Below are 24,437 nucleotides of genomic sequence, written 5' to 3' on the forward strand. Positions count from 1 at the left end.
TAAAAAAGCGAGCATTTAGCTCGCTTTTTTCTTTGCGTTTCAGCAGTAGAGAATTACGCGTAAACAGGTAGGCGCTTACAGATCTCTAGTACTTTCGCTTTCGTTGCTTCGATTACTGATGCATCGTTGATGTTGTCTAGAACGTCACACATCCAGTTAGCAAGCTCAGTCGCATCTGCTTCAGTGAAGCCACGGCGAGTGATCGCAGGAGAACCAACACGGATACCAGACGTTACGAATGGGCTACGCGGGTCATTTGGTACTGAGTTCTTGTTCACAGTGATGTTTGCTGCACCTAGCGCGGCATCTGCTTCTTTACCAGTGATGTCTTTGTCGATTAGGTCAACAAGGAACAGGTGGTTTTCAGTACCGTTAGAGACGATCTTGTAACCGCGCTCTTGGAACTGGGCAACCATCGCTTTTGCATTCTTGACAACGCGTGCTTGGTACTCTTTAAACTCTGGCTCCATCGCTTCTTTGAACGCCACTGCTTTACCAGCGATAACGTGCATTAGAGGACCACCCTGACCACCAGGGAATACAGCAGAGTTCAGTTTCTTGTACATGTCTTCACCTGCGTTAGACAGGATAAGACCACCGCGCGGACCTGCTAGAGTCTTGTGCGTTGTTGTTGTTACCACGTGAGCGTGTGGCACTGGCGTTGGGTAAACACCTGCAGCGATAAGACCCGCTACGTGCGCCATATCAACGAATAGGTAAGCGTCAACCTTGTCTGCGATCTCACGCATGCGAGCCCAGTCTACAATTTGGCTGTATGCAGAGAAACCACCGATGATCATCTTAGGCTTATGCTCAACAGCAAGCTGTTCCATCTCGTCGTAGTTGATTTGGCCAGCTTCGTCGATTCCGTAAGGGATAACGTTGTAGTGCTTACCAGAGAAGTTTACTGGTGAACCGTGAGTCAGGTGACCACCGTGCGCTAGGCTCATACCTAGAACTGTGTCGCCTGGGTTAAGTAGCGCCATGTATACTGCGCTGTTCGCTTGAGAACCAGAGTGCGGCTGAACGTTCGCGTACTCACAACCAAATAGCTCACAAGCACGATCAATCGCTAGTGCTTCCGCTTTATCAACATACTCACAACCACCGTAGTAGCGCTTACCTGGGTAGCCTTCAGCATACTTGTTGGTTAGCTGAGAGCCTTGCGCTTCCATTACGCGAGGGCTAGTGTAGTTTTCCGAAGCGATAAGCTCGATGTGCTCTTCTTGACGTAGTGTCTCTTCTTGAATTGCTGCAAATAGCTCCGCATCGTAATCAGCGATGTTCATATCACGCTTAAGCATCTGTATCTCCTGACTCAGATTGTTCTGAAAGTTTCAAAAAAACCACTCAATGACCAAAAGCAAACGTTTTCGTCACCACATTTGATGACTTGCATCATACATAATTTGATCTAGGTCATAAAGAGAAAATTGGAAATTTCTCATGCAGTTTTTTCATAGTGAACCTTAGGCTTCATCATATCCGCCGATAAATCGGCGTTATCACGGGCACTAAGTGTCAATAATTCCATTTACACAGTGTAAAAATTGAATTACATAGGTTTACCGTAAATTTCCCCTTCAAGCTACCGAAAACATCAACTTTTCAATAATATTGCGCCGTTTATTGATTAGAAGAATTTAGAATTGATGCAAAAACACTCACGTAAAGAAGACTGGATAGCGATTCTTACTGGCACCTTTATCGTCGCTCAGGGAATATTCTTTCTTCAGTCGGCTCAACTTTTGACTGGCGGAACTACAGGTCTCGCCCTTCTTATGAGCCAGTTTGTACCGATTTCTTTTGGTACGCTTTATTTCGCCCTAAACAGCCCGTTTTACCTACTTGCATGGAAACGCTTTGGCAAACGCTTTGCTGCCAGCAGCGCCATCTCTGGTGCCTTGGTGTCTATTATTACGGACAACATGCATCGAGTGGTCACGTTAGATAACGTCAATACCATCTACTGCGCGATCGCCGGTGGCTTATTGATGGGTCTTGGTATGCTGATTCTCTTCAGGCACCGCTCAAGCCTCGGTGGCTTTAATGTGTTGTGTCTGTTTATTCAGGACAAGTTTGGAATATCGGTTGGTAAAACTCAGATGGCGATTGATTGTGCCATTCTTGTAGCTTCATTCTTCTTTGTGTCGCCATCGATTATTGGGATTTCGATACTAGGTGCGGTGATGTTGAATTTGGTGCTGGCGATGAATCATAAGCCGACGAGGTATGTGGTGACTTATGGGTGAGGTGGGTGCTTTACTCGCTTCGCTCGTTTACCCCTCCTAGCCTCCCCTTATAAAGGGGAGGAACTACTGGCTCGCTATCGCATCGCCTTATGTAAAGGTGCAATGTTACGTAAGTAACGAGCACTGGTTCTCCCCTTTATAAGGGGGAGCTAGAGGGGGTCAAGCTCTTGATCTTGCTCTTAGTTTTTCCCAATCAACAACACCAACGCCTCATAAGGCCTCAAAACCACCTCACCCATCAACTCAACCTCACCAACAACCCCATAGTTACTCAACACAGCACGACTCACCAAACCATCAAACTGCTCCGGCAACACCACGCGAGTCTCCTCACCATAATAGTTGTTCAAACACAGCAGCATCGCATCCTCACTCTCACGCAAGTAACCATGAACCTCAGAGTGCTCTGGGAACAAATCAACATAGCTACCATCATTAATCACCGCTAACTGCTTACGAAGCGCGATAAGCTCTTGATAGAAGTAGAATACCGACTGCTCATCTTCAACCGCTGCCTCAGCGTTGATCTGAGGATAGTTTTCAGCAACGCCAATCCAAGGTGTACCTTGGGTAAAGCCCGCGTGTTTGCTGTCGTTCCACTGCATCGGGGTGCGAGAGTTATCTCGAGATTTCTGTCTCAGGATAGCCATCATATCCTCATGAGAGGTATCGCCCTGTTCCACCATCAGCTGATACATATTAAGGCTTTCGACATCACGATACTGGCTCATATCCGTGAAGCCCGGATTGGTCATGCCGATCTCTTCACCTTGATAAATATAAGGTGTGCCTTGCATCAGATGGACAGAGGCTGCCAACATTTTTGCCGACTCATTTCGGTATTGCTGATCATTACCAAGACGACTCACTACGCGAGGTTGGTCGTGGTTACACCAGAATAGCGCCCCCCACCCTTGACCATTTAGGCCTGTTTGCCAGTGGTTGAAAATCTGTTTTAGCTGCAGGAAGTCGAAGTCTGCCTTCGTCCACTTGTCACCATTAGGGTAATCCACTTTTAGGTGGTGGAAATTGAATACCATCGAAAGCTCTTTGCCATCCAGTGAACTGTACTGCTGGCAATGCTCTAGCGTCGTAGACGACATTTCACCAACGGTTACCGAGCCGTACTTCTGGAATACCGCTTCACTGATTTCCTGTAAATACTCATGGACGCGCGGACCATCTGTGTAAAAACGGCGGCCATCACCAATATCATCATCAGCGAAGTCTTGCTGTTTTGAGATAAGGTTGATCACATCCAGCCTAAAGCCATCCACCCCTTTCTGCGCCCAGAACTCGATGACCTGTTTTACTTCTTCGCGAACTTTTGGGTTTTCCCAGTTAAGGTCAGCCTGCTCTTTGGCAAATAGGTGCAGATAGTATTCATCGGTGGCCTCGTCCAATGCCCATGCAGAGCCACCAAACTTTGACTGCCAGTTATTAGGTAGTTTGCCTTCGTTTGGTTTCCAGATGTAATAATCACGGTACGGACTTTGTTTGTCCCCCAATGCCGACTGGAACCACTGATGCTCGGTCGAGGTGTGGTTGACTACGATATCCATAATGATGCGGATACCTTTCTGATGGGCAGCTGCGAGCAGCTCATCAAAGTCTTGCATGGTGCCAAAGTCAGGGTTAATGGCGTAGTAATCGGAGATATCGTAACCATTATCTATCATTGGCGAGGCATACACTGGAGTTAACCAGATGGCGTCTACACCTAACTTCGCTAAGTAATCAAGCTTCGAGGTAATTCCTTTGATATCCCCCATCCCTTTATCACCGCTATCGCAAAAACTCTTCGGATAGATTTGATAAATCGTGGCTGTTTTCCACCAGTCTTTTTGAGCAGTTTGACTCATAGGTTTAATCTCACTTACCAATTTGGAAATTCGTCAAAATAAAAAGCAAAGAAGTGGCTCAAGATGAGCCACTAATGGGGGTTACGCGCTCGCAAGCTCTAGCTCACCTTTTGATTGAGCGCGTTTGTACAGGAACAAAGTAAGCATAATCGGCACGGCCATTGCGACTAACATCGCCATGAGATACACCATCCAGTATTGAGGCTGAATCGATAAGATGCCCGGTAGACCGCCCACACCGATACCGTTCGCCATCACGCCAGCGCTGCCACAGATAGCGGCTGCAATTGCGCTACCAATCATTGCGCTGAGCATTGGGAACTTGTACTTAAGGTTAATGCCGTACATAGCTGGCTCTGTGACACCTAAGTAAGCCGAGATAGCGGCTGGAACTGAGATATCACGCTCACCCTCACGCTTACTGATAATGATGATGCCAACAACCGCAGATGCTTGAGCGATATTAGACAGTGCAATCAGAGGCCAGATTGGCGTGCCACCTAGGTCTTGCATAAGCTGAAGGTCAACAGCATTGGTTGTGTGGTGGATACCAGTAATCACCAATGGTGCGTACAAGAAGCCAAACACCATAGAACCCAGTACTGCAAAATCACCCGTCATCGCCGCTTTAGCCGCAAACGCAACGCCATCACCGAGCACGCGACCAAACGGACCGATGAAGGCGTGAGCAAGAATGACCGACAGAATGATTGAAACGAATGGCACCACAACCAGATACAGGTAACTTGGGACAATGCGCTTTAGGTTGGTTTCAATAAGCGCCAATGCCACACCCGCGAGCATCGCCGGGATAACCTGGGCCTGATAACCCACCTTCTCAATCACAAACAATCCGAAATCCCAAACCTCTGGCACTTCTTTACCAATGAGATAGGCATTCATCAGTTGAGGCGATACCAAGGTGACACCCAGCGTGATACCAAGAATTGGCGTACCGCCCAGCTTCTTCACCGTAGACCAACACACGCCAACCGGTAGGAAGAAGAAGATCGCCTCACCAATTAGCCACAAGAACGAGTGAACGGTTGCCCAGAACTGGCTGATTTCCACTAAGGTTTTGCCATCGAACATACGGATGTCGCCGATAACGTTGCGGAAACCAAGAATCAAACCACCCGTGATAATCGCCGGCAAAAGGGGAACAAAAATTTCGGCTAGGTGCGAAATACCACGCTCTAGAAAGTTCATGTTCTGACGAGCGGCCAGCTTGGCATCGTCTTTAGACGCCGCCTTCTTACCTGCTGAGTCAATCAGCATTTTGTAAACTTCGTCGACCTCAGTACCAATTACCACTTGGAACTGACCGGCATTGGTAAAGCAGCCTTTAACAATCTTGAGGCTTTCTAATGCCGACTTATCGGCTTTATCGGTATCGTTAAGAACGAATCTTAAGCGAGTTAAACAGTGGCTAACACTGGCAATGTTGTCAGCGCCGCCAACACCGTCGATGATCGCTGCAATGTCTTGCTGGGCTATTTTGCTCATCGTTTGTACACCTTTTACTGATATAGAGACGTAGGGTTAAGACGTCTAGGTCCATTTGTCTCGTTGTATTAATAATATCGCAACATGCGAATGGGAACATTCCCAAAAGTTACGTAAAGTGTGCCACGGAATGATTCAAACAAAAATGGGAACAGTCCCATTAATTGAGTGTGATCACAATAATTGTTGATAAATACACCAAGTTGATTAAGGGAGCTACTAAGAAAAAGAAGCCGTGATTACACCGCTTCTTGCGTGAGATGAGAGATAGTTCTATTACCAGTAAGCTGACTTATCAATAGGTTAGCTGCCTTCTCTCCCGCTTGCTGATAGCCAGGATCGATGCTGTAGATATTAGGGAACAGGAAAGACAATAGTTCATTACCGCCAACGCCCGTCACCACAATATCTTCTCGGCCAAGCTCTTGTAAGCGTTTGATCGTGCCAAGCGCTAAGGTATCGCTGGCACACACGATAGCTTGAAGTGAGTCCGTCACTACCTCATCAACAAGCTGGTAGGCACTCTCATGATGAAGTTCACCGGTACGATACTCGGCATGCTGATCATTATCATCACACCACTTTTGAAATGCGTTGAGGCGAGCCAAGCCAGTGGTTTTATCCTTAGGATCCACACCAATGTAAGCAAGCTGATTGACGCCTTGTGCCTGCAGTTTATTCAAAACCGCTCGGATTAATCCGTGATTGTCGTAGTTGATAGAAGAAACTTGATCGGTATCCATAGCGATGACGACAACCTTCTCCTGCCACTGGGACACCTTGTCGATATCAAGCTCAGTAAAACCGAACACAATGACACCTTCAACGTTGCGTTTACGCAGTACGCTCAAGTGTTCGTTGGTTTTCTCGGGATCGAACTGACTCTCCATGATCACCACATCGTAACCTGCCGAGTAAAGCACATTAAGCATGCTGCTCACCGCTTTGTTCTCAGAAGGCGAGTCGAGACGAGAGATAATGACACCTATGACCTTTTGCACGCCGCCCCCACGCATCGATTGTGCCGACTTAGAGGGCACATAGCCATGCTCTGCAATCACACGCTCTACTTTCTCGCGGGTTTCGGGTTTTACTTTAGGATCGTTAGTCAGCACTCGAGAGACGGTAGATTTACCGACTCCCGACAGCTTGGCAATATCAAGTATGGTGAGTTTTTTGCTCATGGGTGTCTTAAAGGTTCAATATCCGTTTTTTGGTACGCTTCGCGTAGTCATCATGCAGCTTTTATCGGTTTCACCGGCAATGGTAAGCATACCTTCTCTGCCTTTACTAAACAGCTCAATGTCAGACTCAGCTTGCGACTGGCCATCGAGTGAGTATTTGGTACCAGATGCAGAAGGGACACGATGCAGGTGATACTCTTCGCCATCAATGAGTAACAGAACCTGCTCGCTCGATAACTGGGTTACCTGAAAACTCTGGTTATCGCACTGATACTGAAGAACATGATACGGGTTTTGCGGCTCTGCCTGTTCTTTGCTACTGCACGCTGTCAAACCACCCACCATCAACGCGGCAACCAATCCGTATTTAACGTAAGTATTCATAATGACTCCTTTTGGGTCGACTGATTACTTAGCTAAGTATTGCGGCACATCGCGGATACTATCAAGTACCACAGTTGCGACAGACTCACCGCGCTCAGTCACCGGTTTGCCAGTACGAACTAAGATCTTGGTACCAACGCCAGCTGCTTCAGCTGCCATCATATCTTCGGCTTTATCACCGACCATGACCGAGTTTTCCATATCAATCTTTAGGAAGTCACGAGCAGAGATAAACATGCCCGGCTTTGGTTTACGGCAGTTACAATCTTGCTTGTAATCACCAATACCATGCTCTGGGTGATGTGGACAGTAATAGATACCATCGAACTCAACGCCATTATCAGAGAAGTTCCAATCCATCCATTGGGTTAAAGAAAGGAAGCGATCTTCGGAGAACATACCGCGAGCAATGCCTGATTGGTTGGTCACCAACACTAGCATATAGCCCATGTCCTGCAGTTTTTTCGTCGCTTCAAAGACGCCTTCAACATACTCAAAGTCGTGTTCATCGCTCACATACCCGTGATCAACGTTAATGACGCCATCACGATCCAAAAAAACAGCTGGTTTTGCCACAGTTCACTCTCTTGTTATAGATAGGTGCTAATAACCTGAATTATTACACGCTTTTATAGTCACGGCACTATGAAAATGCCGTTTAGACGTCTAGACGTAAAAATATCTATTGACACTAAAAGGTGAAAACCATAGCATCTTCTATCAATTGAGATGTAGTTCAAACTTTTATGCTACTCACGGACTTCAGGTTGCTTAGATGATCGAAATTAATCAAGTAAACAAAGTGTTTTATCAAGGCGCTAAGGAAATCAACGCCTTGGCAGACATCAATCTGCATATTGCAGAAGGCACCATCTTTGGTGTGATTGGCGCCTCTGGTGCGGGTAAGAGTACGTTGATTCGCTGCGTAAACATGCTTGAAGCGCCAACGTCAGGTGAAGTCATCGTTGATGGTGTTGACCTGACTAAGCTATCGAAATCAGAGCTGTCAGAAGCGCGCCGCAACATCGGCATGATTTTCCAGCACTTTAACTTGCTTTCATCTCGCACCGTATTTGAAAACGTCGCACTGCCACTTGAACTTGCTGGCAAAGAGCGCTCGCACATCGAAACCAAAGTGACGGATCTTCTAAAGCTCGTTGGTCTGGCAGATAAGCGCGATACCTACCCTGCCAATCTAAGTGGCGGTCAAAAGCAGCGTGTTGCGATTGCTCGCGCACTGTCGTCAGACCCTAAGGTGCTGCTTTGTGATGAAGCCACCAGCGCACTTGACCCTGCGACGACACAATCGATTCTTGAACTACTGAAAGAAATCAACCGCAAACTAAAGATCACCATGCTACTGATTACTCACGAAATGGACGTGGTAAAAAGTATCTGTCATGAGGTCGCTATCATTGGCGACGGTCGCTTGGTTGAAAAAGGCACCGTGGGTGAAATCTTTGCTCATCCAAAAACGGAGCTTGCACACGAATTCATTCGTTCAACACTCGACCTATCGATTCCAGAAGACTACCAAGCAAGGCTGCAAGCTGAGCGTGTTGAAGGCAGCTACCCGCTTGTTCGCTTAGAGTTTACCGGTGCTACTGTAGACGCGCCGCTAATGACGCAAATTGCACGTAAATACAATATTGATGTCAGCATCCTAAGCTCCGATCTTGATTACGCGGGCGGTGTAAAATTCGGCATGATGGTGGCAGAACTATTTGGTAATGAGCAAGACGACAACGCGGCGATTCAATATCTTCGTGACCACAATGTAAAAGTAGAGGTACTTGGTTATGTCCTTTAACACTGTCACAGACTGGTTATCTCTAAACAGTAACCTACTATTAGGGGCAACATGGGAAACCCTTTACATGGTTGCAGTAGCAGGTGTGGTTGGCTTCGCCATGGGTATTCCACTGGGCGTTATTCTGCATACCACTAAAAAAGGTGGCTTGCTAGAAAACACGCGTTTAAACAGTGTGCTAGGTGCCATTGTTAACGTCGGTCGCTCGGTACCATTCTTAGTATTGATGGTAGCGATCATTCCACTGACCAAGATTTTGATTGGCACCTTTATCGGTACCACAGCAGCAATCGTTCCACTAACAGTTGGCGCGATTCCATTTGTGGCACGTCTTATTGAGGGTGCACTACTTGAGGTACCAACAGGTCTGGTAGAAGCGGCACAATCAATGGGCGCAACACCATACCAAATCATTACTAAGGTACTGCTTCCAGAAGCATTACCTACGATTGTCAATTCGGTGACAATCACTCTAGTGACCCTAGTAAGCTACTCAGCAATGGCGGGTACCGTCGGCGGTGGCGGTCTAGGTGACGTAGCCATTCGCTATGGTTTCCACCGATACGATGTGACCATTATGGCCGTGACTGTGGTGATGCTCATTGTATTGGTACAAATTATTCAGTCTATCGGTGATGCCGTTGTCCGCCGCGTAGACCACAGATAATCGAGATTTTAAGATTTATAACAAGGAGAGAGTCATGAAATTCAACGTTAAGAATTTACTCGCAATTGCAGCCGCTGCATCAGCACTTATTCTATCTGGCTGTGGTGAAAAAGAAGTCGACACTAGCAAGATCAAAGTCGGTGTGATGGCAGGTGCGGAAGCACAAGTTGCAGAAGTCGCGGCAAAAGTTGCTAAAGAGCAATACGGTCTAGATGTTGAGCTAGTCACCTTCACTGACTACGTAACACCAAACGCAGCGCTTGATGATGGCTCTATCGATATCAACGCATTCCAGCATAAGCCATACCTAGACCAACAAGTAGCGGATCGTAACTACAAGCTGACTATTGCAGGTAACACCTTTGTATACCCAATCGCGGGCTACTCGAAGCAAGTGAAGTCTGTCGATGAAATCCAAGACGGCGCGCGTATCGCAGTACCAAACGACCCAACAAACCTAGGTCGCTCTCTACTACTACTTGAGCAGCAAGGTCTACTGACTCTACGTGAAGGTGTTGGTCTACTGGCGACAGTTCGTGATATCGAAGAAAATCCAAAGAACATCACTATCGTTGAGCTAGACGCTGCACAGCTACCACGCTCTCTTGATGACGTAGCGCTATCTATCATCAACACAACTTACGCAAGCTCTATCGACCTAACACCTCAACGCGACGGTGTATTCGTAGAAGACAAAGAATCTCCATACGTAAACCTAATTGTTGCGCGTGAAGACAATGTGAACGCAGAAAACGTTCAGAACTTTGTTAAAGCGTACCAAACAGAAGATGTGTACAACGCAGCCTCTGATATCTTCAAAGGTGGCGTAGTTAAAGGCTGGTAATCTCACCACCTTTGCACCAAGCATCAAAAAGGGGTTGAAGCTTAGCTTCAACCCCTTTTGTATTTTCACCCGATAAGTCTGTTTACTTTAGATGATCCCAAGAAATATTGGAGACGATTCGGCATGAGTCGCACTTGAAGTAAAAGATGTCGTGTAGCGGCTCATCAAGCAACCACTCTCCACCACATTTCGGGCACTTACGTGCTTTTTCTTCCTCAAGACTCTTACCGCCTACCTTGTACAAATAGTAGTACGTGGGGATTTGGGTAATGTACTCGATACGACCGCGAATATCCCAGCCACGACGGAACAGGTCACTGCCTACCTCAGACAGCTCTCGCAGCGCAGCGTGCTCGGCTTTACAACCGCCCGCCATCTGAATTTCATCGCACGCTTGCCACTCTGTTTGCCATTTAATCACCGACTTGTGATCGCCATTGAGTGTTGGCGGGTTACGATACAGCGGGATCGGCAACAAGGTTTCACCACTTCGAAGCGGTGAACAGGTGTGCACATAGGTGGTGTACAGCACTTGCCAGCTCGGCGTTTCATCTTCTGCTGCTTGCTCTGAGTTGATATCACGCCCCAGAAGGCGAACCTTGGGTGCCAATAGACACGCATCCGACAAGCGCTTTAAACACACTTTTACGAAATCTGAGTGGTTACTTGGGTGCAAGCTATCTTGCTCAGGGCATACCGCACGAACAAAGAACTCGCCCTCGCCCATCACCACCGGAAACTCGCGTCCTAACACTTGACCGTTATAGCGCAGCGCGTCCATCAGGCCGTTAATACCCTTTTCTACCGCGCTGATTGTGGTGTTATCAAAACACTCAAAATGAAGCTCTACCACATACATAATTAAACGTCAGGCTCCAGACCGTTAAGGAATGTCTCGATATCTTCGGCAATCACATCACGGCGATCGGTCCCTAGGCGCTCAAGAATCACGTTACCGGTGATGTTACAGATAGAAATCACATCCATATCCGCATCAGTGGCCGCAATAAATACAGTTGGTTTGAGTTTAAGGCGACGCTGCGTCACCAGGTGACCCAAAATGTTCTCTTGCAGACGAGTGAAATCATCATCGCTCCACACTTGCAACAGCGTCAGCTCGTTGCCCTGCCATGTGGCATTCATGTCTGCGCTGTACTGGTGTCCATAGAAAGCTTTGATGTCATCGTGTAACGTTAGCTCTATCCCTTGCTCAATGTTTTCTAAGCGCTCAGGGACGTCACGGACGCAGGCACGCCAATACACCGATTCGTCATCTTTGCGGTCAATACAAGGGGATACCAAACCGTGAAGCTCTTCGCTGGCCGGTAGTGTTTGATGCTTTTCTTGCCAAGCTTGTTGATAGCGCTGTGAAAACGCCTCTAAAGCTTGCTGTACACTTTGATTCATATGCTCTCCACTCATCCTTCAATTGTTCGGCGATTTCCGAGCACAAAGGATGACAGCTATTCGGGGATCTCGTAAAATTCGTTTTATTCTAATCGAAATATCACACAATTATGAGCAAATATTCCAACGCGAAAGAGCTTTCGGGGCTCACTCTGGGTCAAAAGACCGATTATGCCAACCAGTATGACGCTTCGCTTTTGCAACCTGTACCACGAAGCCTAAACCGTGACGACCTTGAACTCGGTGATAGCTTGCCATTCCAAGGCTGTGATATTTGGACTATGTATGAGATTTCTTGGCTCAATGCCAATGGCTTGCCACAGGTCGCCGTTGGTGAAGCTTACATCCCAGCAACCAGTGCCAACCTTATCGAATCTAAGTCATTTAAGCTGTATCTCAATAGCTACAACCAAACGCGATTTGATTCATGGGATGAAGTACAAAACACCATAGCTGGCGACTTATCAAACTGCGCTGGTGAAACCGTAACCGTAAAACTTATCCCAGTGGGCGACTTTGAAAACACTCAGATCGTGGGCATGAAGGGCGAGTGCATCGACAACCAAGATATTCGTATCGACAGCTACGACTTCGACGCGGCGCTACTTGAGGGTGCTGCAGGAGAGGAAGTGGTTGAAGAAGCGCTGCACAGTCACCTGCTAAAATCCAACTGTCTTATCACTAATCAACCTGATTGGGGCAGTGTCGAGATCCAATATCACGGCGCAAAGATCGACCGTGAAGCCCTACTACGCTACCTTGTCTCGTTCCGTGAACATAATGAGTTCCACGAGCAATGTGTTGAGCGTATCTTTACCGATATCATGAGCTACTGTAAGCCAAGCAAGCTGACGGTATACGCGCGATACACGCGCCGTGGCGGTTTGGATATCAATCCTTACCGTTCAAACCAAGACAGCGCACCAGCTCACAACTTGCGCATGGCAAGACAATAAGCACTCACTATTAGGGAAAATGGACGACTTCATGGGCTCAAGAATTTGGATTGTATTCGCGCTGGTTTGCTCGGTAATGTCAGGCATGGTCAATGCCAACACCACCTTTACCTCACCAATCTTGGTCGAGGCCGACAAACTGGTCGAAATTGAGCCCGCGAAAGCCCTAGAGATCGCCAACAACTACCTGACCAATCGAACATTTGCAGAGCCGAACGATGACAGGCTGCCGAAACTGGCGCGTGATGATACCGACCAACGTATTCGCACACCGCTTAGCAGTGTCAACGCGCTCATTATCGTAGCGCAGGCTCAGTTTAACCTCGGTGATAAACAAGCAGCGCTGCAAACCTTGCAGCTTGCTCAAGCGATGACAGAAAAGTATCAGCTGCTCTTTCTGGCTCTGGACGTTCGCATCCTAAAAACTCGATTGCAGTGGCTAACCACTGGTGAGGGTGCAAAAGCACTCAACGCACTAAAAGACGTAGAGCGCGACCTAGATTCAATACGCAAAGGGCAAAGCATCGCCAATCGCACCAGCTATCGCATCAAGATTCTGCAAGCAGAGATTGCCTCTGCAGAGAATGAATATGAGCTCGCAGAGCAGATGTATCAAAGAGCCAAAGCGTTTGTTCCACAGGAGAAACTCTCCAAATGGCAAATTGACTTCCATACCGTTTATGGCAACCACTATCTTCGTTACCGACGCTACAACGAAGCGCTGTCCGAGCTGCTCCTTGCCTACTGGTCTGCAATTGAACTCAACAGCAGTGACCAACTTGCCCATATCAACCAGCTTCTGGCACAGCTTTTCATGCAAAGGCAGGTGCTCGATAAGGCACTTGAACACCTATCTCAAGCAGCGGACTTTTACGGTAATTACCCAGAGTCACCAATCCTCGCCGATGTCCTGAAATTGATGGGCGACATCTACTTCTTGCAAGGCAAATACAACCTGGCTCTGGTCCACTACTTCAATGTGATCGATCACAAGTCGACCGGTAAAAATATTCAAAAGGTGATTGATATTCGCCTTAGCCTTGCTTCGACTTATTTACAGCTCTACAACTACCCATTGGCAGAACAATACCTGGTGCGTGCAGAAAAGCTGCTTAACTACTCAGATTTACCCGCGTTAAAGGCACGAGCAGCATTGCTTGACGCAGGGCTTGCGTATCATCAGCAAGAGAACGAGAAAGTACTCGAACAGGCACAAAAAGCGTTAGAGCTTAGCCAATCTCTGCAGCAAACCTCTCTTGAACAGCAAGCCTATCAACTGCTTGCGCTCGGTTATGAGCAAAAAGGGGATTTCAAGAATGCTTTGGTCAACATCAAAAAGGCCAACTCGCTGCGTATCTACCAGCAAGACCAGCTAAACCAGATCAGCGAAGAAGCTTTCCGCAAGCAGAAACAGTTCGTTGAGCAAGGCCTGCATTACGATATTCAAGAGCAGGAGTTAGGTGAAGCGACAGAAAAGCAAAACAAGTTCCAGAAAGTCGCTTTGGGGCTGTTCTGTGTTGCGGCGTTACTCGCGCTCATCGTGATGCGCCTCAGTTACGTGTATCGCCGCAACAAAACTGAGCTTCACGAGCTTAACGAAAACTTGTTCACACACGCTCGCTCTGGATTGCCAAACTTGCGCCTACTTAATGCCAAGCTACCGAACTCACTGCAACGTACTCAGCGTTACTTCGAGCAGTGGCAGGTGGGTGAGCTTATCAACGAACCATTGAGTGACCGACTGCGGTTTGTCATGATTGACCTCCCTTTCCTACGCAATATGTACCTGCAGAACGGTTACAAGGCGGGTCTCGAACTCGAACGCGCATTTGGTGACTTTATCCGTAGCAAGGTTGAATCACCTGCTCGTATTTATCACTTTTCCGATGCCAACCTGCTTTACATCGAGCCAAGCATTAAGCCAAGGACCGCTGAAAGCCTCTTTGATGAGATCCAAAGTTGGGTGAATGAGTTTGAGCAAGAACGCAAGATGAATCGCATCGTACGTATTGGCATGGCCAACTACCCGTTCCTGCCTCGCGCTTACACGGCTATCAATGACAAAGAATTGCTCGACATTCTATTGGTAGCGACGCATATGGCGCGTGATGTCAGTATGCGTGAGAGTCAGAGTCATTGGGTCTATCTAAAAGCGATCGACAATGCACCAGCAGCGAGTCTGGCGACCGACAATATCCGACAAGCGTGTCGCACAGCGATAAAACAGGGGCTTATTAAAGTTCATTCTTCTTCCCAGAATGAGGACGGGTTCAAAAAATCGTTGATGAATGGGTAAAAAAACGGCACTTGAACATTGAATTACGTGACGTTGTGATGTTTTTTGATATTATCGATCAATACATCAATAAGATTCCCATCTAGTTTGTTTTTATAGGATTTATGAGCTCACAGGATAGCGAGACATTAGAGCATCTCCATCAGCTGAAAGTGCAGTTGGAGCAATTACGTTTAGCTCAGCGCGACGCTTCGCTCAAATCGCGTCGTGAACAAACTATCCTAAAACGTTTCATTTCGACGTTGAGTAACACTCATATTGGTTCCCACTCGCGAATTGATGACAAACTGATTGAACTCCGCCAAGAGTTAGAGCATAACAAAGACATTAGTTCTTTAGTGCCCAAGTTTGCCATCTTGGAGCGCTTGATTGGTCAAAGGGCTGCCACGATGGAAAAACAACACGTTTCACTAGAGGAACAGACGCGTCGCAGTGGCGAGACCCTGCAGCGCATCAGCGGTCTGCCTGCTCAAATCAAACGTGACCTTCGCAGTGTCCTAGCCTACAACGACAAAAGCTCACTCAAACTTACCGATAACGCCGTTAAGCTGCTCGCCATCTATGAGCGCGCAGTAAAAATCATCACCTCGAACTCTGCGCTTGCTTCAAAAGAGCCAGAACCGAGTGAGAACAGTGGTATTTTACTGAGCTTGAACGACGAGCTACAGAACCTCATTACCGAGCTAGATTTCGATGGCGAGCCGGGTGAACAGCTGTTTGAGATCCGCTATAAGCTACTCACCGATTCGACGGGTAATCAGCTTTTAGAACACACACTGCAAGTGCTGAGACTGGTGATTGATGCCACCAAATATGAACGTAGAACCTCTCAGCAGTTCCTCGAGCAGGTCAACGGCTCACTTTCCTCCTCTCTTAAAGGCAGCTCGCAAAATCTAGACCAAAGCCAAATCTACTTTGAACAGCGCCAAAACATGAGCCAGGAGTTACACGCCCTAGTATCGAGCGGCAAACGTGGCATTGAGTCGGTAAAAGATTTAGATGAAGCCAAAAGAGCAATGAATCCATTGTTTGCCCAGCTGGCCTCTCTGACTGAACGGCTGCAACATGCAGAGGTGAGAGAAGCCGCTCTACTGGATCAGATGGCTCATAACAAGAACCAGCTCGAGTCGTTATACGACACCACGCAAGACTACCGACGTCGACTAGAAGATCAGTCGCAGCGCATGCTGCTTGATCCACTCACCAAGGTATACAACCGCACGGCGCTTGTCGATAAGTTGGAGATTGAGTATCGCCGCTGGCTAAAAAGCCAACACCCACTATGGGTTGTCGTCTTTGATATCGACAAGTTCAAAAGCATCAACCACAACTTTGGTTACAGTGCCGGTGATAAGGCTCTGAAAATCATAGCGAAAACCATTGCCAACACGGTCGACAAAACCGACACCGTAGCACGATTCTCAGGTGAAGAGTTTATTCTGATCATGCCTGAGCAAAACGAAGCGACCAGCTTGGCTAAAGTTCGTGAAATTCAAACTAAGATCAGTAACTTGCCGTTTAAGTTCCGCGACCAACTGATCACCATTACCCTCTCTGCGACCAGCGCGGTGTTTACACAAAACGATACACCTGACGATGTACTAGAGCGTCTTCACAAAACCCTGTCTCATACCCAAAAGCTTGGTCCAAACCAGCTGGCTTGGAACCCATAATCTCATCATATTTTTCAAATAGTTATAGCAACATAGCTAACATTTGCTAGTCTAATAGATAGTCGTGTACTTTAAACTCTTTAGAAAACTCGTATTAAAGACTCGACCAATAACAATAACAACGAACCCAAAACAAAACCTGCGACCTCATTTCAGTGGGCATTCCATCACCCTACTCTCCCTTGCCCAACACAGGACGTCGCGGCATTCGGTTCTAGATAAGGAATTTGCTTATGATCACTCACATTAGTCCCGCGGGCAGTATGGACCTTTTGTCTCAACTTGAGGTTGAGCGCCTTAAAAAGACCGCGTCTAGTGACCTATACCAACTGTATCGCAACTGCACGCTAGCGGTACTCAATTCCGGTAGCCACACCGACAACTCAAAAGAGCTACTGGATAAACACCAATCGTTTGACGTCAACGTCATGCGCCGTGAGCGTGGTATCAAGCTTGAGCTAACTAACCCGCCAGAGCATGCATTCGTAGACGGTCAAATCATCAAGGGTATTCAAGAGCACCTGTTTTCAGTTCTACGTGACATCGTCTACGTCAACATGCACCTTGCTGATAACCAACGTCTCAACCTAACCAACTCGACTCACATCACCAATCTGGTATTTGGTATTCTTCGTAATGCAGGTACTCTGATCCCAGGGATCGACCCAAACCTGATCGTCTGCTGGGGCGGTCACTCCATCAACGCCACCGAGTACCAATACACGCGGGAGGTTGGCAACGAACTCGGTCTTCGTGAGCTAAACATCTGTACCGGCTGTGGACCAGGCGCAATGGAAGGGCCAATGAAAGGGGCGGCCATTGGCCACGCCAAGCAGCGTTATACCCACCAGCGCTATTTAGGGCTAACTGAACCCTCTATTATCGCCGCTGAACCGCCAAACCCTATTGTCAATGAATTGGTCATCATGCCAGACATTGAAAAGCGTCTTGAGGCGTTTGTGCGTATTGCTCACGGTATTGTGATCTTCCCTGGAGGTCCCGGTACCGCGGAAGAGCTGCTCTATATTTTGGGCATTATGATGCACCCAAATAACGCTGAACAGCCAATGCCTATCGTATTGACGGGGCCTAAAGAGAGTGAGGCATACTTCCGCTCCATTGATGAGTTTGTTCGAGCAACACTGGGTGAAGAAGCCACTAAATACTATGAGATAGTCATAGCTGACCCTGAAAAAGCCGCCAAGATAATGAAACAGGCGATGCCAGCGGTAAAAGAGCACCGCAAGAAAAATGGCGATGCATACAGCTACAACTGGTCACTGCACATCGAGCCAGAATTCCAGCTACCATTCGACCCAACTCATGAGAACATGGCTGGGCTTGATCTGCACATGAATCAACGACCAGAGGACTTGGCGGCAGCGCTGCGCCAAGCCTTCTCCGGCATTGTTGCAGGTAATGTGAAAGCCGAAGGCATTCGGGAAATCGAAAGACATGGTCCATTTACCATTGATGGTGACAAAGCCTTGATGAAGAAAATGGACAAACTACTGAGCGATTTTGTGACTCAGCAACGCATGAAACTGCCGGGCTCTGAGTACATTCCGTGTTATCGCATCGCTAATGGCGAATAAAACCTGAAACTCAGTAGCGTTTTATTTACAATAAAGCCACGTTTCTCCGTGGCTTTATTTTTATGTCAATTCATCTTGTTATCATCGACGCTTTAAACCTGATCCGCCGTGTACATGCGGTACAACCTGATCCAAATGACATAGAAAGAACCATTCAAACCACATCTCGCACCTTACGTCGTATCGTCGACGAAGCGCAGCCGACTCATATCATTGCGGTGTTCGATCATCACGAGCAAGACCGTGGTTGGCGTGGCGACATCCTGCCTGAATACAAACAGAACAGAAAGCCAATGCCTGAGCCGCTCTACAATGGGCTCGATAAAATCCAAGATGCATGGTGGCAACTCGGCATTGACTCGCTGCTATCAGAAGGGGATGAAGCGGACGATTTAGTAGCAACCCTTGCGGTGAAAGTCGCGAGTCATGGAGAAAAGGTGACCATTATTTCGACTGACAAAGGCTATTGCCAACTGCTCTCTCCGACGCTACAAATTCGCGACTACTTTCAGCATCGCTGGCTCGACGCTCCGTTTATCGAACAAGAATTTGGGGTTAAACCTGAGCAGCTTGCCGACTATTGGGGACTAACGGGCGTGAGCTCCTCTCAAGTGCCGGGAGTAGCAGGTATTGGCCCTAAGGCTGCCAAAGAGATTTTGACCGAGTATAGCGACATTGAGTCTGCGTATGCTTCTGATGAGCTTGCAGCTAAGTATCGCAAGAAGCTCGATGAACACATTGAGATGGCGAGAAAATCAAAGCAAGTATCGGCGCTCAAAACAGATATTGAGCTTGGTTTTAACCTGCAGGATATTCGTTTTGAAGGTCTAGGCAGCAACACCTAGACCTTTAAGAGACGCTTTAGACGAGATTAATGCGGCGAGATATTGGATAGCACTTGAATGTGCACCGTGATCTCTTCACGGTCATGGTATAAGTGCTTCGCTTGCAGCTTGAACTTCACCTTGTTCTCAATCAGGAAGATCTTTAGGTTCTCAATATCTTGCAGAACCTCGTCATAACGGCCTTTCATTGGCAGTTTAAGGTTGAAGATAGTCTCTTTCGCCCAGCCACGAATCAACCACTCACCCATTAGCTGCGCAACGCGAGACGGTTTCTCAATCATGTCGCACACCAACCAAGTGACGTTCTTACGTGGTGGCTCAAACTTAAAGCCATCTTCTTGGTGGTGCTTAACCTGACCGGTTTCCATTAGGCTATCTGCCATCATACCATTATCAATCGCATGTACGAACATAGAGCGGCGAACCAGCTGATATGTCCAACCACCAGGACACGCACCAAGGTCAACACCCCACATGCCTGATGCTAAGCGCTCATCCCACTCTTCTTTAGGAATAAACACGTGAAACGCCTCTTCCAATTTCAACGTCGAGCGGCTTGGCGCATCGGCTGGGAACTTGAGGCGTGGAATGCCCATAAAGAACGCGGAGTTGTTGTTTGGATACGAGTAACCCACGTAACAATGACCCGGTGCGATAAAGCAGATATGCAGAACCGGCTTCTTGGCGTGCTCTTTGTTGAACAGGTAGCCCTTGCCACGCATCGCTTGACGCACTGGCACGGTAAACTTACGGCAGAACTTGAGTAGCTCTTTCGCTTCGTTGGTGTCTGGCGTTTCAATGCGGATATCGCCACAGCGAGGGAAATCTTCCACCACATCGAGCGCAGCCAGCAGCGGAGAAATGCGATCATCCGATGGCAGAGCTTCAAGCTCACTCGCAATCGCGAACATTTGACGAGCGAAGATAAGCGATTGGAAATCGATATCGCGGATGAGTCTGTCCGCATCACCGTCTTGGTAACACTCGAAAATCACGTAGCCTGAGTTGTTTTTGACTCGCGGGAAGCCGAATACCTCAAGGGCTGTCGCTTTGTCTTGAATTTCGCCTGCACACTCTTTCTCGAATCCAGAGCGGCAATAAAGCATTACCTGTTTCACTGATTGACTCCATCTTTGTTTGTTTCGTCAGTCATCTGATATCCAGCATAAGCGAGGAATCCCCAACCTACCATAAACATCACCCCGCCCAATGGAGTAATCGGACCAAACCACTTCACTCCTGTTAGCGCAAGGGCGTATAGACTACCGCTAAAGAAAAGGATGCCGATGATAAAGCAAATCGCGGCGCGATGAAACGCCTTTTGCGCATTCAATATAGGGGTATTCAACGCAAATAGCGCACACAGCAGCAAAGCTAAGGTATGAATAAACTGGTACGTCACACCTGTTTCGAACACACCAAGCAAATAAGGCGACAACAGGTTTTTAAGGCCATGCGCCGCAAATGCGCCAAGCCCAACACTGACAAGCCCAGACAGCGCAGCAATAACAACAAGAGTTCGACTACGCACTCGCCTCCTCCATATCATTAATGCCCTTTATAAATAGTGCTAAACGATCCGCTGCCATCTGGCGATTTTGCGCTTCAGTAAAGCCTGAAGATTTTCTCGGTTTAAAACTATGGTCGCCATCGGGTACAAAGCTCACTTCGACCTTATCTGAAAGAGTAAAATCAGCGAACTCTTCTTGCTTACCAAAGGTATCGCGCTCACCTTGTAAGATAAGGCACGGCTTTTCCATCGTCGCTAAATGGTCGCCTTTGAAGTTTTCAGGCTTGCCCGGCGGATGAAAAGGAAAACCCAAACAGGCAATCGACTTGACGAGTTCATGCTCAGAAAGCAATGATGCCATTCGACCACCCATCGATTTACCGCCGATGACAATAGGCTGGCCGTTTGCAACATCCTCAATCACTTGTGTCATCGCCTCTAGCAGCTTTGGCGCGCGATCTGGCGGACGTTTCTTACCATCTTCGGCGCGTTTCACCATGTAAGGGAAATTAAACCTGACTACTCGGATACCTTTCGCAGCTAAACGAGTAGCCATATCCTGCATGAAATCATGATCCATCCCCGCACCAGCGCCATGAGCGAACAGAAACAGCGGACCTTGCTCTGGCCCATCAAATACAAGGTTAGTCATCTAGTAGTACCTCTTGCTCACTTTGCGCCTTCGCGAGCATCCAATCTCTAAACGTGGCGATACGCCCCATATCAGCTTGTTTGTCGTGGCAAACGACATAAAACGCGTTCTTACTCACTAAGACCTCATCAAACGGTGCAATGAGACGCCCAGCATCGAGCTCAGGCTGAGCAAGCACATTGTTACCGAGCGCGATGCCCTGCCCGTGAGCCGCAGCCTGCAGCACCATGGTTGAGTGACTAAAGATAGGGCCATGATTGACGTTAACACCGTCAAGTTCATTTTGTTTGGCGAACTGCTTCCAGTCTTTACGTGAGGTATCGTGAAGCAGCGTGTGCTTCGATAAATCTTCTAGGGTGTTGAGCGGTTTAGAGCCAAGCAGGAGAGCTGGAGAGCACAAAGGAACCAAAAACTCTTGATATAACTTATCAGCACGAAGTCCAGGCCAGTTGCCGCGACCATAGTAAATCGCAACGTCTACGTCATCGGTAAGTGAGCCTTCATCCATATCCACCGCTTTGATTCGCACGTCGATATCGGGTTCTTGCTCATTAAAATCCGCAAGGCGAGGAACCAGCCATTGAATCGCAAAACTTGGGGGCAAGCTAATGGTTAGTGCGCCTTTTTCACTGCGTTCGAGTACCTTGTCAGTTGCTTCGGCAAGTGACGTGAAAATATCTTTGATATCAAGAAAGTAACTTTGGCCTTCCTCTGTCAGTAGCAACGAACGATTTCGGCGACGAAACAGCTTGAGGCCCAAAAATTCCTCAAGTGCTTTTATCTGATGACTGACCGCCGCTTGAGTGACAAACAGCTCTTCCGCAGCTCTGGTAAAGCTCAAATGGCGCGCGGCCGCCTCGAAAACTTTGAGCGAATTGAGGGGAGGCAAACGTCTCGACATAACGACTCTCTAATGCATTAGTTTTTTTAATCTGAAACATTATAATTTGTCCATTGCCGAACAGCCAGAGAAATTCTATATTTCATCCCGCAAACGCGAGTCTGAACGGCTCGGTTCTCTCTAGAACCGATTGACTCTGCGCTTGCGATGTTGTGTTTGCAATCTCGATTTTCGAGTTAGGTAGAATTCTACCACCACACCTTGGCTAGTTATCCCCTAGTTGATGTGTGTACTTCCTGTATTTTTGACCTGTCTGTCAAATTTTCTTACACCGCCTATATGGCGGTGTTTTTTTATCCGAATTTTATTCACTAATTCTGGATAGTTATATCCGCTAAATCAGCCCATAAAAAAACGGCCACCCATGGTGACCGCTTTCTATAGTTTTATTAATAGCTGAGCTAATCGTTTATGTCAGATTAGGATTACAAGCCAGCGTCTGCAAATACTTGATTCACAATCTCTTGTGCTTCGGCTTCAATCTGTTTTAGGTGCTCATCACCTTTGAAGCTTTCGCAGTAGATTTTGTAGATATCTTCAGTACCAGATGGTCGCGCTGCAAACCAACCATTAGCGGTTGTGACTTTTAGGCCACCGATTGCCGCGCCATTACCTGGCGCATGCGTTAGGCGAGCCGTAATCGCGTCACCAGCTAGAGTTTCTGCAGACACCATCTCTGGTGATAGCTTCTTAAGCACGTTCTTCTGCTCTGTATTCGCTACCGCTTGAATACGGTTGTACTTAGACTCACCGTGCTTAGCCGCGAGCTCTTCATAGTACTGCTGAGGGTTCTTACCCGTTACCGCAGTGATTTCTGCCGCTAGAAGACAAAGAATGATGCCGTCTTTGTCTGTTGACCACGGTGTACCATCTTTACGAAGGAAAGACGCACCTGCGCTTTCTTCACCGCCAAAGCCAAACTCACCGTTGTACAAACCGTCAACAAACCACTTAAAGCCAACAGGCACTTCACACAGCGTACGGCCAAGATCGGCAACAACACGGTCAATCAGTGCACTCGATACCAGCGTTTTACCTACAGCAACGTCAGCGCGCCATTCACTGCGATGACGGTATAGGTAGTCGATACACACTGCTAGGTAATGGTTTGGATTCATCAGACCTTTTTGGCGTTACGATACCGTGACGGTCGTAGTCTGGGTCATTACCAAATGCCAAGTCATAGTCATCCTTAAGTGCCAGTAGACCAGCCATTGCATATGGAGACGAGCAGTCCATACGAACGACGCCATCTTTATCCAATGACATGAACTGGAATGATGGATCGACCGCTTCGCTAACCAAAGTAAGATCTAGATTGTACGCTTTGCCAATTTGACGCCAGTAATCAATGCCTGAGCCACCCAACGGATCAACACCAATCTTGAGACCCGCTTTTTGGATTGCTTCCATATCAATGACATTGACTAGGTCATCAATATACGGCTTCACCAAATCACGCTCTTCAAACAAATCATTCGCTTTAGCAACGGCGATAGGTAGACGCTTAACGTCTTTCATTTCGTTGCTGATGATTTCGTTAGCACGGTCTTCAATCGCTTGAGTTAGCTCAGCTTCTGCTGGACCACCATGCGTTGGGTTGTACTTGATACCGCCATCTTGAGGTGGGTTGTGTGAAGGCGTAATAACAATACCGTCCGCTTTCTTATCGCTGGACAGGTTGTAAGTCAAAATCGCGTGTGAAATACCAGGGGTTGGCGTATAGCCGTTATCTTCCTGAGCAATCACGTGTACACCGTTGGCAACCAATACCTCAACCACAGTCGCGAACGCTGGTTCTGACAGTGCGTGAGTATCTTTACCGACAAACAGTGGGCCCGTTGTGCCTTTCTTTGCGCGTACTTCAGCCACAGCTTGTGCAATGGCAAGGATGTGGTTTTCGTTGAAGGTTGCCTTGTCGGCACTACCGCGGTGACCAGACGTACCAAACTGTACGCTTTGAGCTGTGTTACCAGCTTCTGGTTGAACTAAGAAGTAATTAGAAACAAGCGCTGGGATATTATGCAAATCTTCTTGCAAAGCCTTTTTGGCCCGCGCGTGGGTGTATAGCCATAACTGACGTCCTTTCAAAT

At 47.6% G+C, this 24,437-nt stretch carries 21 protein-coding genes and 1 pseudogene; 9 read left to right on the forward strand and 13 right to left on the reverse strand.

Annotation, left to right across the window (positions count from 1 at the left end; translation table 11 throughout):
* Positions 1-53: 53 nt before the first annotated feature.
* Positions 54-1,304: a serine hydroxymethyltransferase gene (gene glyA / locus AC6I8Y_RS13080; protein ID WP_042496689.1), complete on the reverse strand. Its 1,251-nt coding sequence runs from the start codon at positions 1,302-1,304 to the stop codon at positions 54-56.
* Between the two features lie 348 nt (positions 1,305-1,652).
* Between glyA and AC6I8Y_RS13085 the strand changes: the two genes are divergently transcribed.
* Positions 1,653-2,252: a YitT family protein gene (locus AC6I8Y_RS13085; protein ID WP_042473693.1), complete on the forward strand. Its 600-nt coding sequence runs from the start codon at positions 1,653-1,655 to the stop codon at positions 2,250-2,252.
* Positions 2,253-2,431: 179 nt separating this feature from the next.
* Here the strand turns inward: AC6I8Y_RS13085 and treC are convergent, their stop codons facing one another.
* The 5 genes from treC to gmhB all read right to left on the reverse strand — a co-directional run bounded on the left by treC (position 2,432) and on the right by gmhB (position 7,764).
* Positions 2,432-4,114: an alpha,alpha-phosphotrehalase gene (gene treC, locus AC6I8Y_RS13090; RefSeq protein WP_498020312.1), complete on the reverse strand. Its 1,683-nt coding sequence runs from the start codon at positions 4,112-4,114 to the stop codon at positions 2,432-2,434.
* A gap of 81 nt (positions 4,115-4,195) precedes the next feature.
* Positions 4,196-5,620, reverse strand: a complete 1,425-nt coding sequence (gene treB, locus AC6I8Y_RS13095; RefSeq protein WP_234495299.1) for a PTS trehalose transporter subunit IIBC — start codon at positions 5,618-5,620, stop codon at positions 4,196-4,198.
* 239 nt (positions 5,621-5,859) lie between these two features.
* Entirely contained in the window at positions 5,860-6,804 is a 945-nt protein-coding gene (treR, locus tag AC6I8Y_RS13100; protein ID WP_498020313.1) for a trehalose operon repressor TreR, read from the reverse strand.
* Between the two features lie 15 nt (positions 6,805-6,819).
* The gene (locus AC6I8Y_RS13105; protein WP_498020314.1) at positions 6,820-7,188 is read right to left on the reverse strand and encodes an MliC family protein; all 369 of its coding nucleotides are present in this window, start codon (positions 7,186-7,188) and stop codon (positions 6,820-6,822) included.
* Positions 7,189-7,212: 24 nt separating this feature from the next.
* On the reverse strand, positions 7,213-7,764 hold the full coding sequence (gmhB, locus tag AC6I8Y_RS13110) for a D-glycero-beta-D-manno-heptose 1,7-bisphosphate 7-phosphatase (protein ID WP_112480665.1): 552 nt from the start codon (positions 7,762-7,764) through the stop codon (positions 7,213-7,215).
* 199 nt (positions 7,765-7,963) lie between these two features.
* Between gmhB and metN the strand changes: the two genes are divergently transcribed.
* Genes metN through metQ form a run of 3 tightly spaced genes read left to right on the forward strand, consistent with a single transcriptional unit; the run spans position 7,964 to position 10,509 of the window.
* A complete protein-coding gene (gene metN, locus AC6I8Y_RS13115) occupies positions 7,964-8,998 on the forward strand; it encodes a methionine ABC transporter ATP-binding protein MetN (protein WP_042473684.1) in 1,035 nt (344 codons plus the stop codon).
* Positions 8,988-9,665, forward strand: a complete 678-nt coding sequence (locus AC6I8Y_RS13120; protein ID WP_498020315.1) for a methionine ABC transporter permease — start codon at positions 8,988-8,990, stop codon at positions 9,663-9,665. The genes metN and AC6I8Y_RS13120 overlap by 11 nt, the downstream gene beginning before the upstream one ends.
* Before the next feature lie 34 nt (positions 9,666-9,699).
* Positions 9,700-10,509: a methionine ABC transporter substrate-binding lipoprotein MetQ gene (gene metQ / locus AC6I8Y_RS13125; RefSeq protein WP_112480668.1), complete on the forward strand. Its 810-nt coding sequence runs from the start codon at positions 9,700-9,702 to the stop codon at positions 10,507-10,509.
* Positions 10,510-10,591: 82 nt separating this feature from the next.
* On the opposite strand, the gene AC6I8Y_RS13130 is transcribed toward metQ, so the two are convergent.
* Positions 10,592-11,368, reverse strand: a complete 777-nt coding sequence (locus AC6I8Y_RS13130; RefSeq protein WP_112459632.1) for a Zn-ribbon-containing protein — start codon at positions 11,366-11,368, stop codon at positions 10,592-10,594.
* A gap of 2 nt (positions 11,369-11,370) precedes the next feature.
* Positions 11,371-11,916: a SecY-interacting protein gene (gene syd / locus AC6I8Y_RS13135; protein WP_394150759.1), complete on the reverse strand. Its 546-nt coding sequence runs from the start codon at positions 11,914-11,916 to the stop codon at positions 11,371-11,373.
* Between the two features lie 110 nt (positions 11,917-12,026).
* On the opposite strand from syd, the gene queF reads away from it, so the two are divergent.
* From queF to xni, 5 genes are all read left to right on the forward strand, one after another.
* Entirely contained in the window at positions 12,027-12,872 is an 846-nt protein-coding gene (gene queF / locus AC6I8Y_RS13140; RefSeq protein WP_394150760.1) for an NADPH-dependent 7-cyano-7-deazaguanine reductase QueF, read from the forward strand.
* A 31-nt stretch (positions 12,873-12,903) separates the two neighbouring features.
* The gene (locus AC6I8Y_RS13145) at positions 12,904-15,168 is read left to right on the forward strand and encodes a tetratricopeptide repeat protein (protein WP_252012281.1); all 2,265 of its coding nucleotides are present in this window, start codon (positions 12,904-12,906) and stop codon (positions 15,166-15,168) included.
* Positions 15,169-15,272: 104 nt separating this feature from the next.
* Positions 15,273-16,841: a GGDEF domain-containing protein gene (locus AC6I8Y_RS13150; RefSeq protein WP_252012290.1), complete on the forward strand. Its 1,569-nt coding sequence runs from the start codon at positions 15,273-15,275 to the stop codon at positions 16,839-16,841.
* 233 nt (positions 16,842-17,074) lie between these two features.
* The gene (gene ppnN, locus AC6I8Y_RS13155; protein ID WP_498020316.1) at positions 17,075-18,436 is read left to right on the forward strand and encodes a nucleotide 5'-monophosphate nucleosidase PpnN; all 1,362 of its coding nucleotides are present in this window, start codon (positions 17,075-17,077) and stop codon (positions 18,434-18,436) included.
* Between the two features lie 62 nt (positions 18,437-18,498).
* Complete coding sequence (xni, locus tag AC6I8Y_RS13160) at positions 18,499-19,281, forward strand: flap endonuclease Xni (RefSeq protein ID WP_498020317.1); 783 nt, start codon at positions 18,499-18,501, stop codon at positions 19,279-19,281.
* A 26-nt stretch (positions 19,282-19,307) separates the two neighbouring features.
* Here the strand turns inward: xni and rlmM are convergent, their stop codons facing one another.
* The 5 genes and pseudogenes from rlmM to pgm form a co-directional block, all read right to left on the reverse strand.
* A complete protein-coding gene (gene rlmM, locus AC6I8Y_RS13165; RefSeq protein WP_394150764.1) occupies positions 19,308-20,399 on the reverse strand; it encodes a 23S rRNA (cytidine(2498)-2'-O)-methyltransferase RlmM in 1,092 nt (363 codons plus the stop codon).
* Positions 20,396-20,812: a DUF423 domain-containing protein gene (locus AC6I8Y_RS13170; RefSeq protein WP_394150765.1), complete on the reverse strand. Its 417-nt coding sequence runs from the start codon at positions 20,810-20,812 to the stop codon at positions 20,396-20,398. The genes rlmM and AC6I8Y_RS13170 overlap by 4 nt, the downstream gene beginning before the upstream one ends.
* A complete protein-coding gene (locus tag AC6I8Y_RS13175) occupies positions 20,805-21,443 on the reverse strand; it encodes an alpha/beta family hydrolase (RefSeq protein ID WP_394150766.1) in 639 nt (212 codons plus the stop codon). The genes AC6I8Y_RS13170 and AC6I8Y_RS13175 overlap by 8 nt, the downstream gene beginning before the upstream one ends.
* The gene (locus AC6I8Y_RS13180) at positions 21,436-22,344 is read right to left on the reverse strand and encodes a transcriptional regulator GcvA (protein WP_252012292.1); all 909 of its coding nucleotides are present in this window, start codon (positions 22,342-22,344) and stop codon (positions 21,436-21,438) included. Before AC6I8Y_RS13180 ends, AC6I8Y_RS13175 begins: the two co-directional genes overlap by 8 nt.
* A 425-nt stretch (positions 22,345-22,769) precedes the next feature.
* Positions 22,770-24,418 (reverse strand): annotated as a pseudogene (pgm, locus tag AC6I8Y_RS13185) (phosphoglucomutase (alpha-D-glucose-1,6-bisphosphate-dependent)).
* Between the last annotated feature and the right edge of the window lie 19 nt (positions 24,419-24,437).

It is taken from the genome of Vibrio sp. KUL78 (assembly GCF_059725505.1).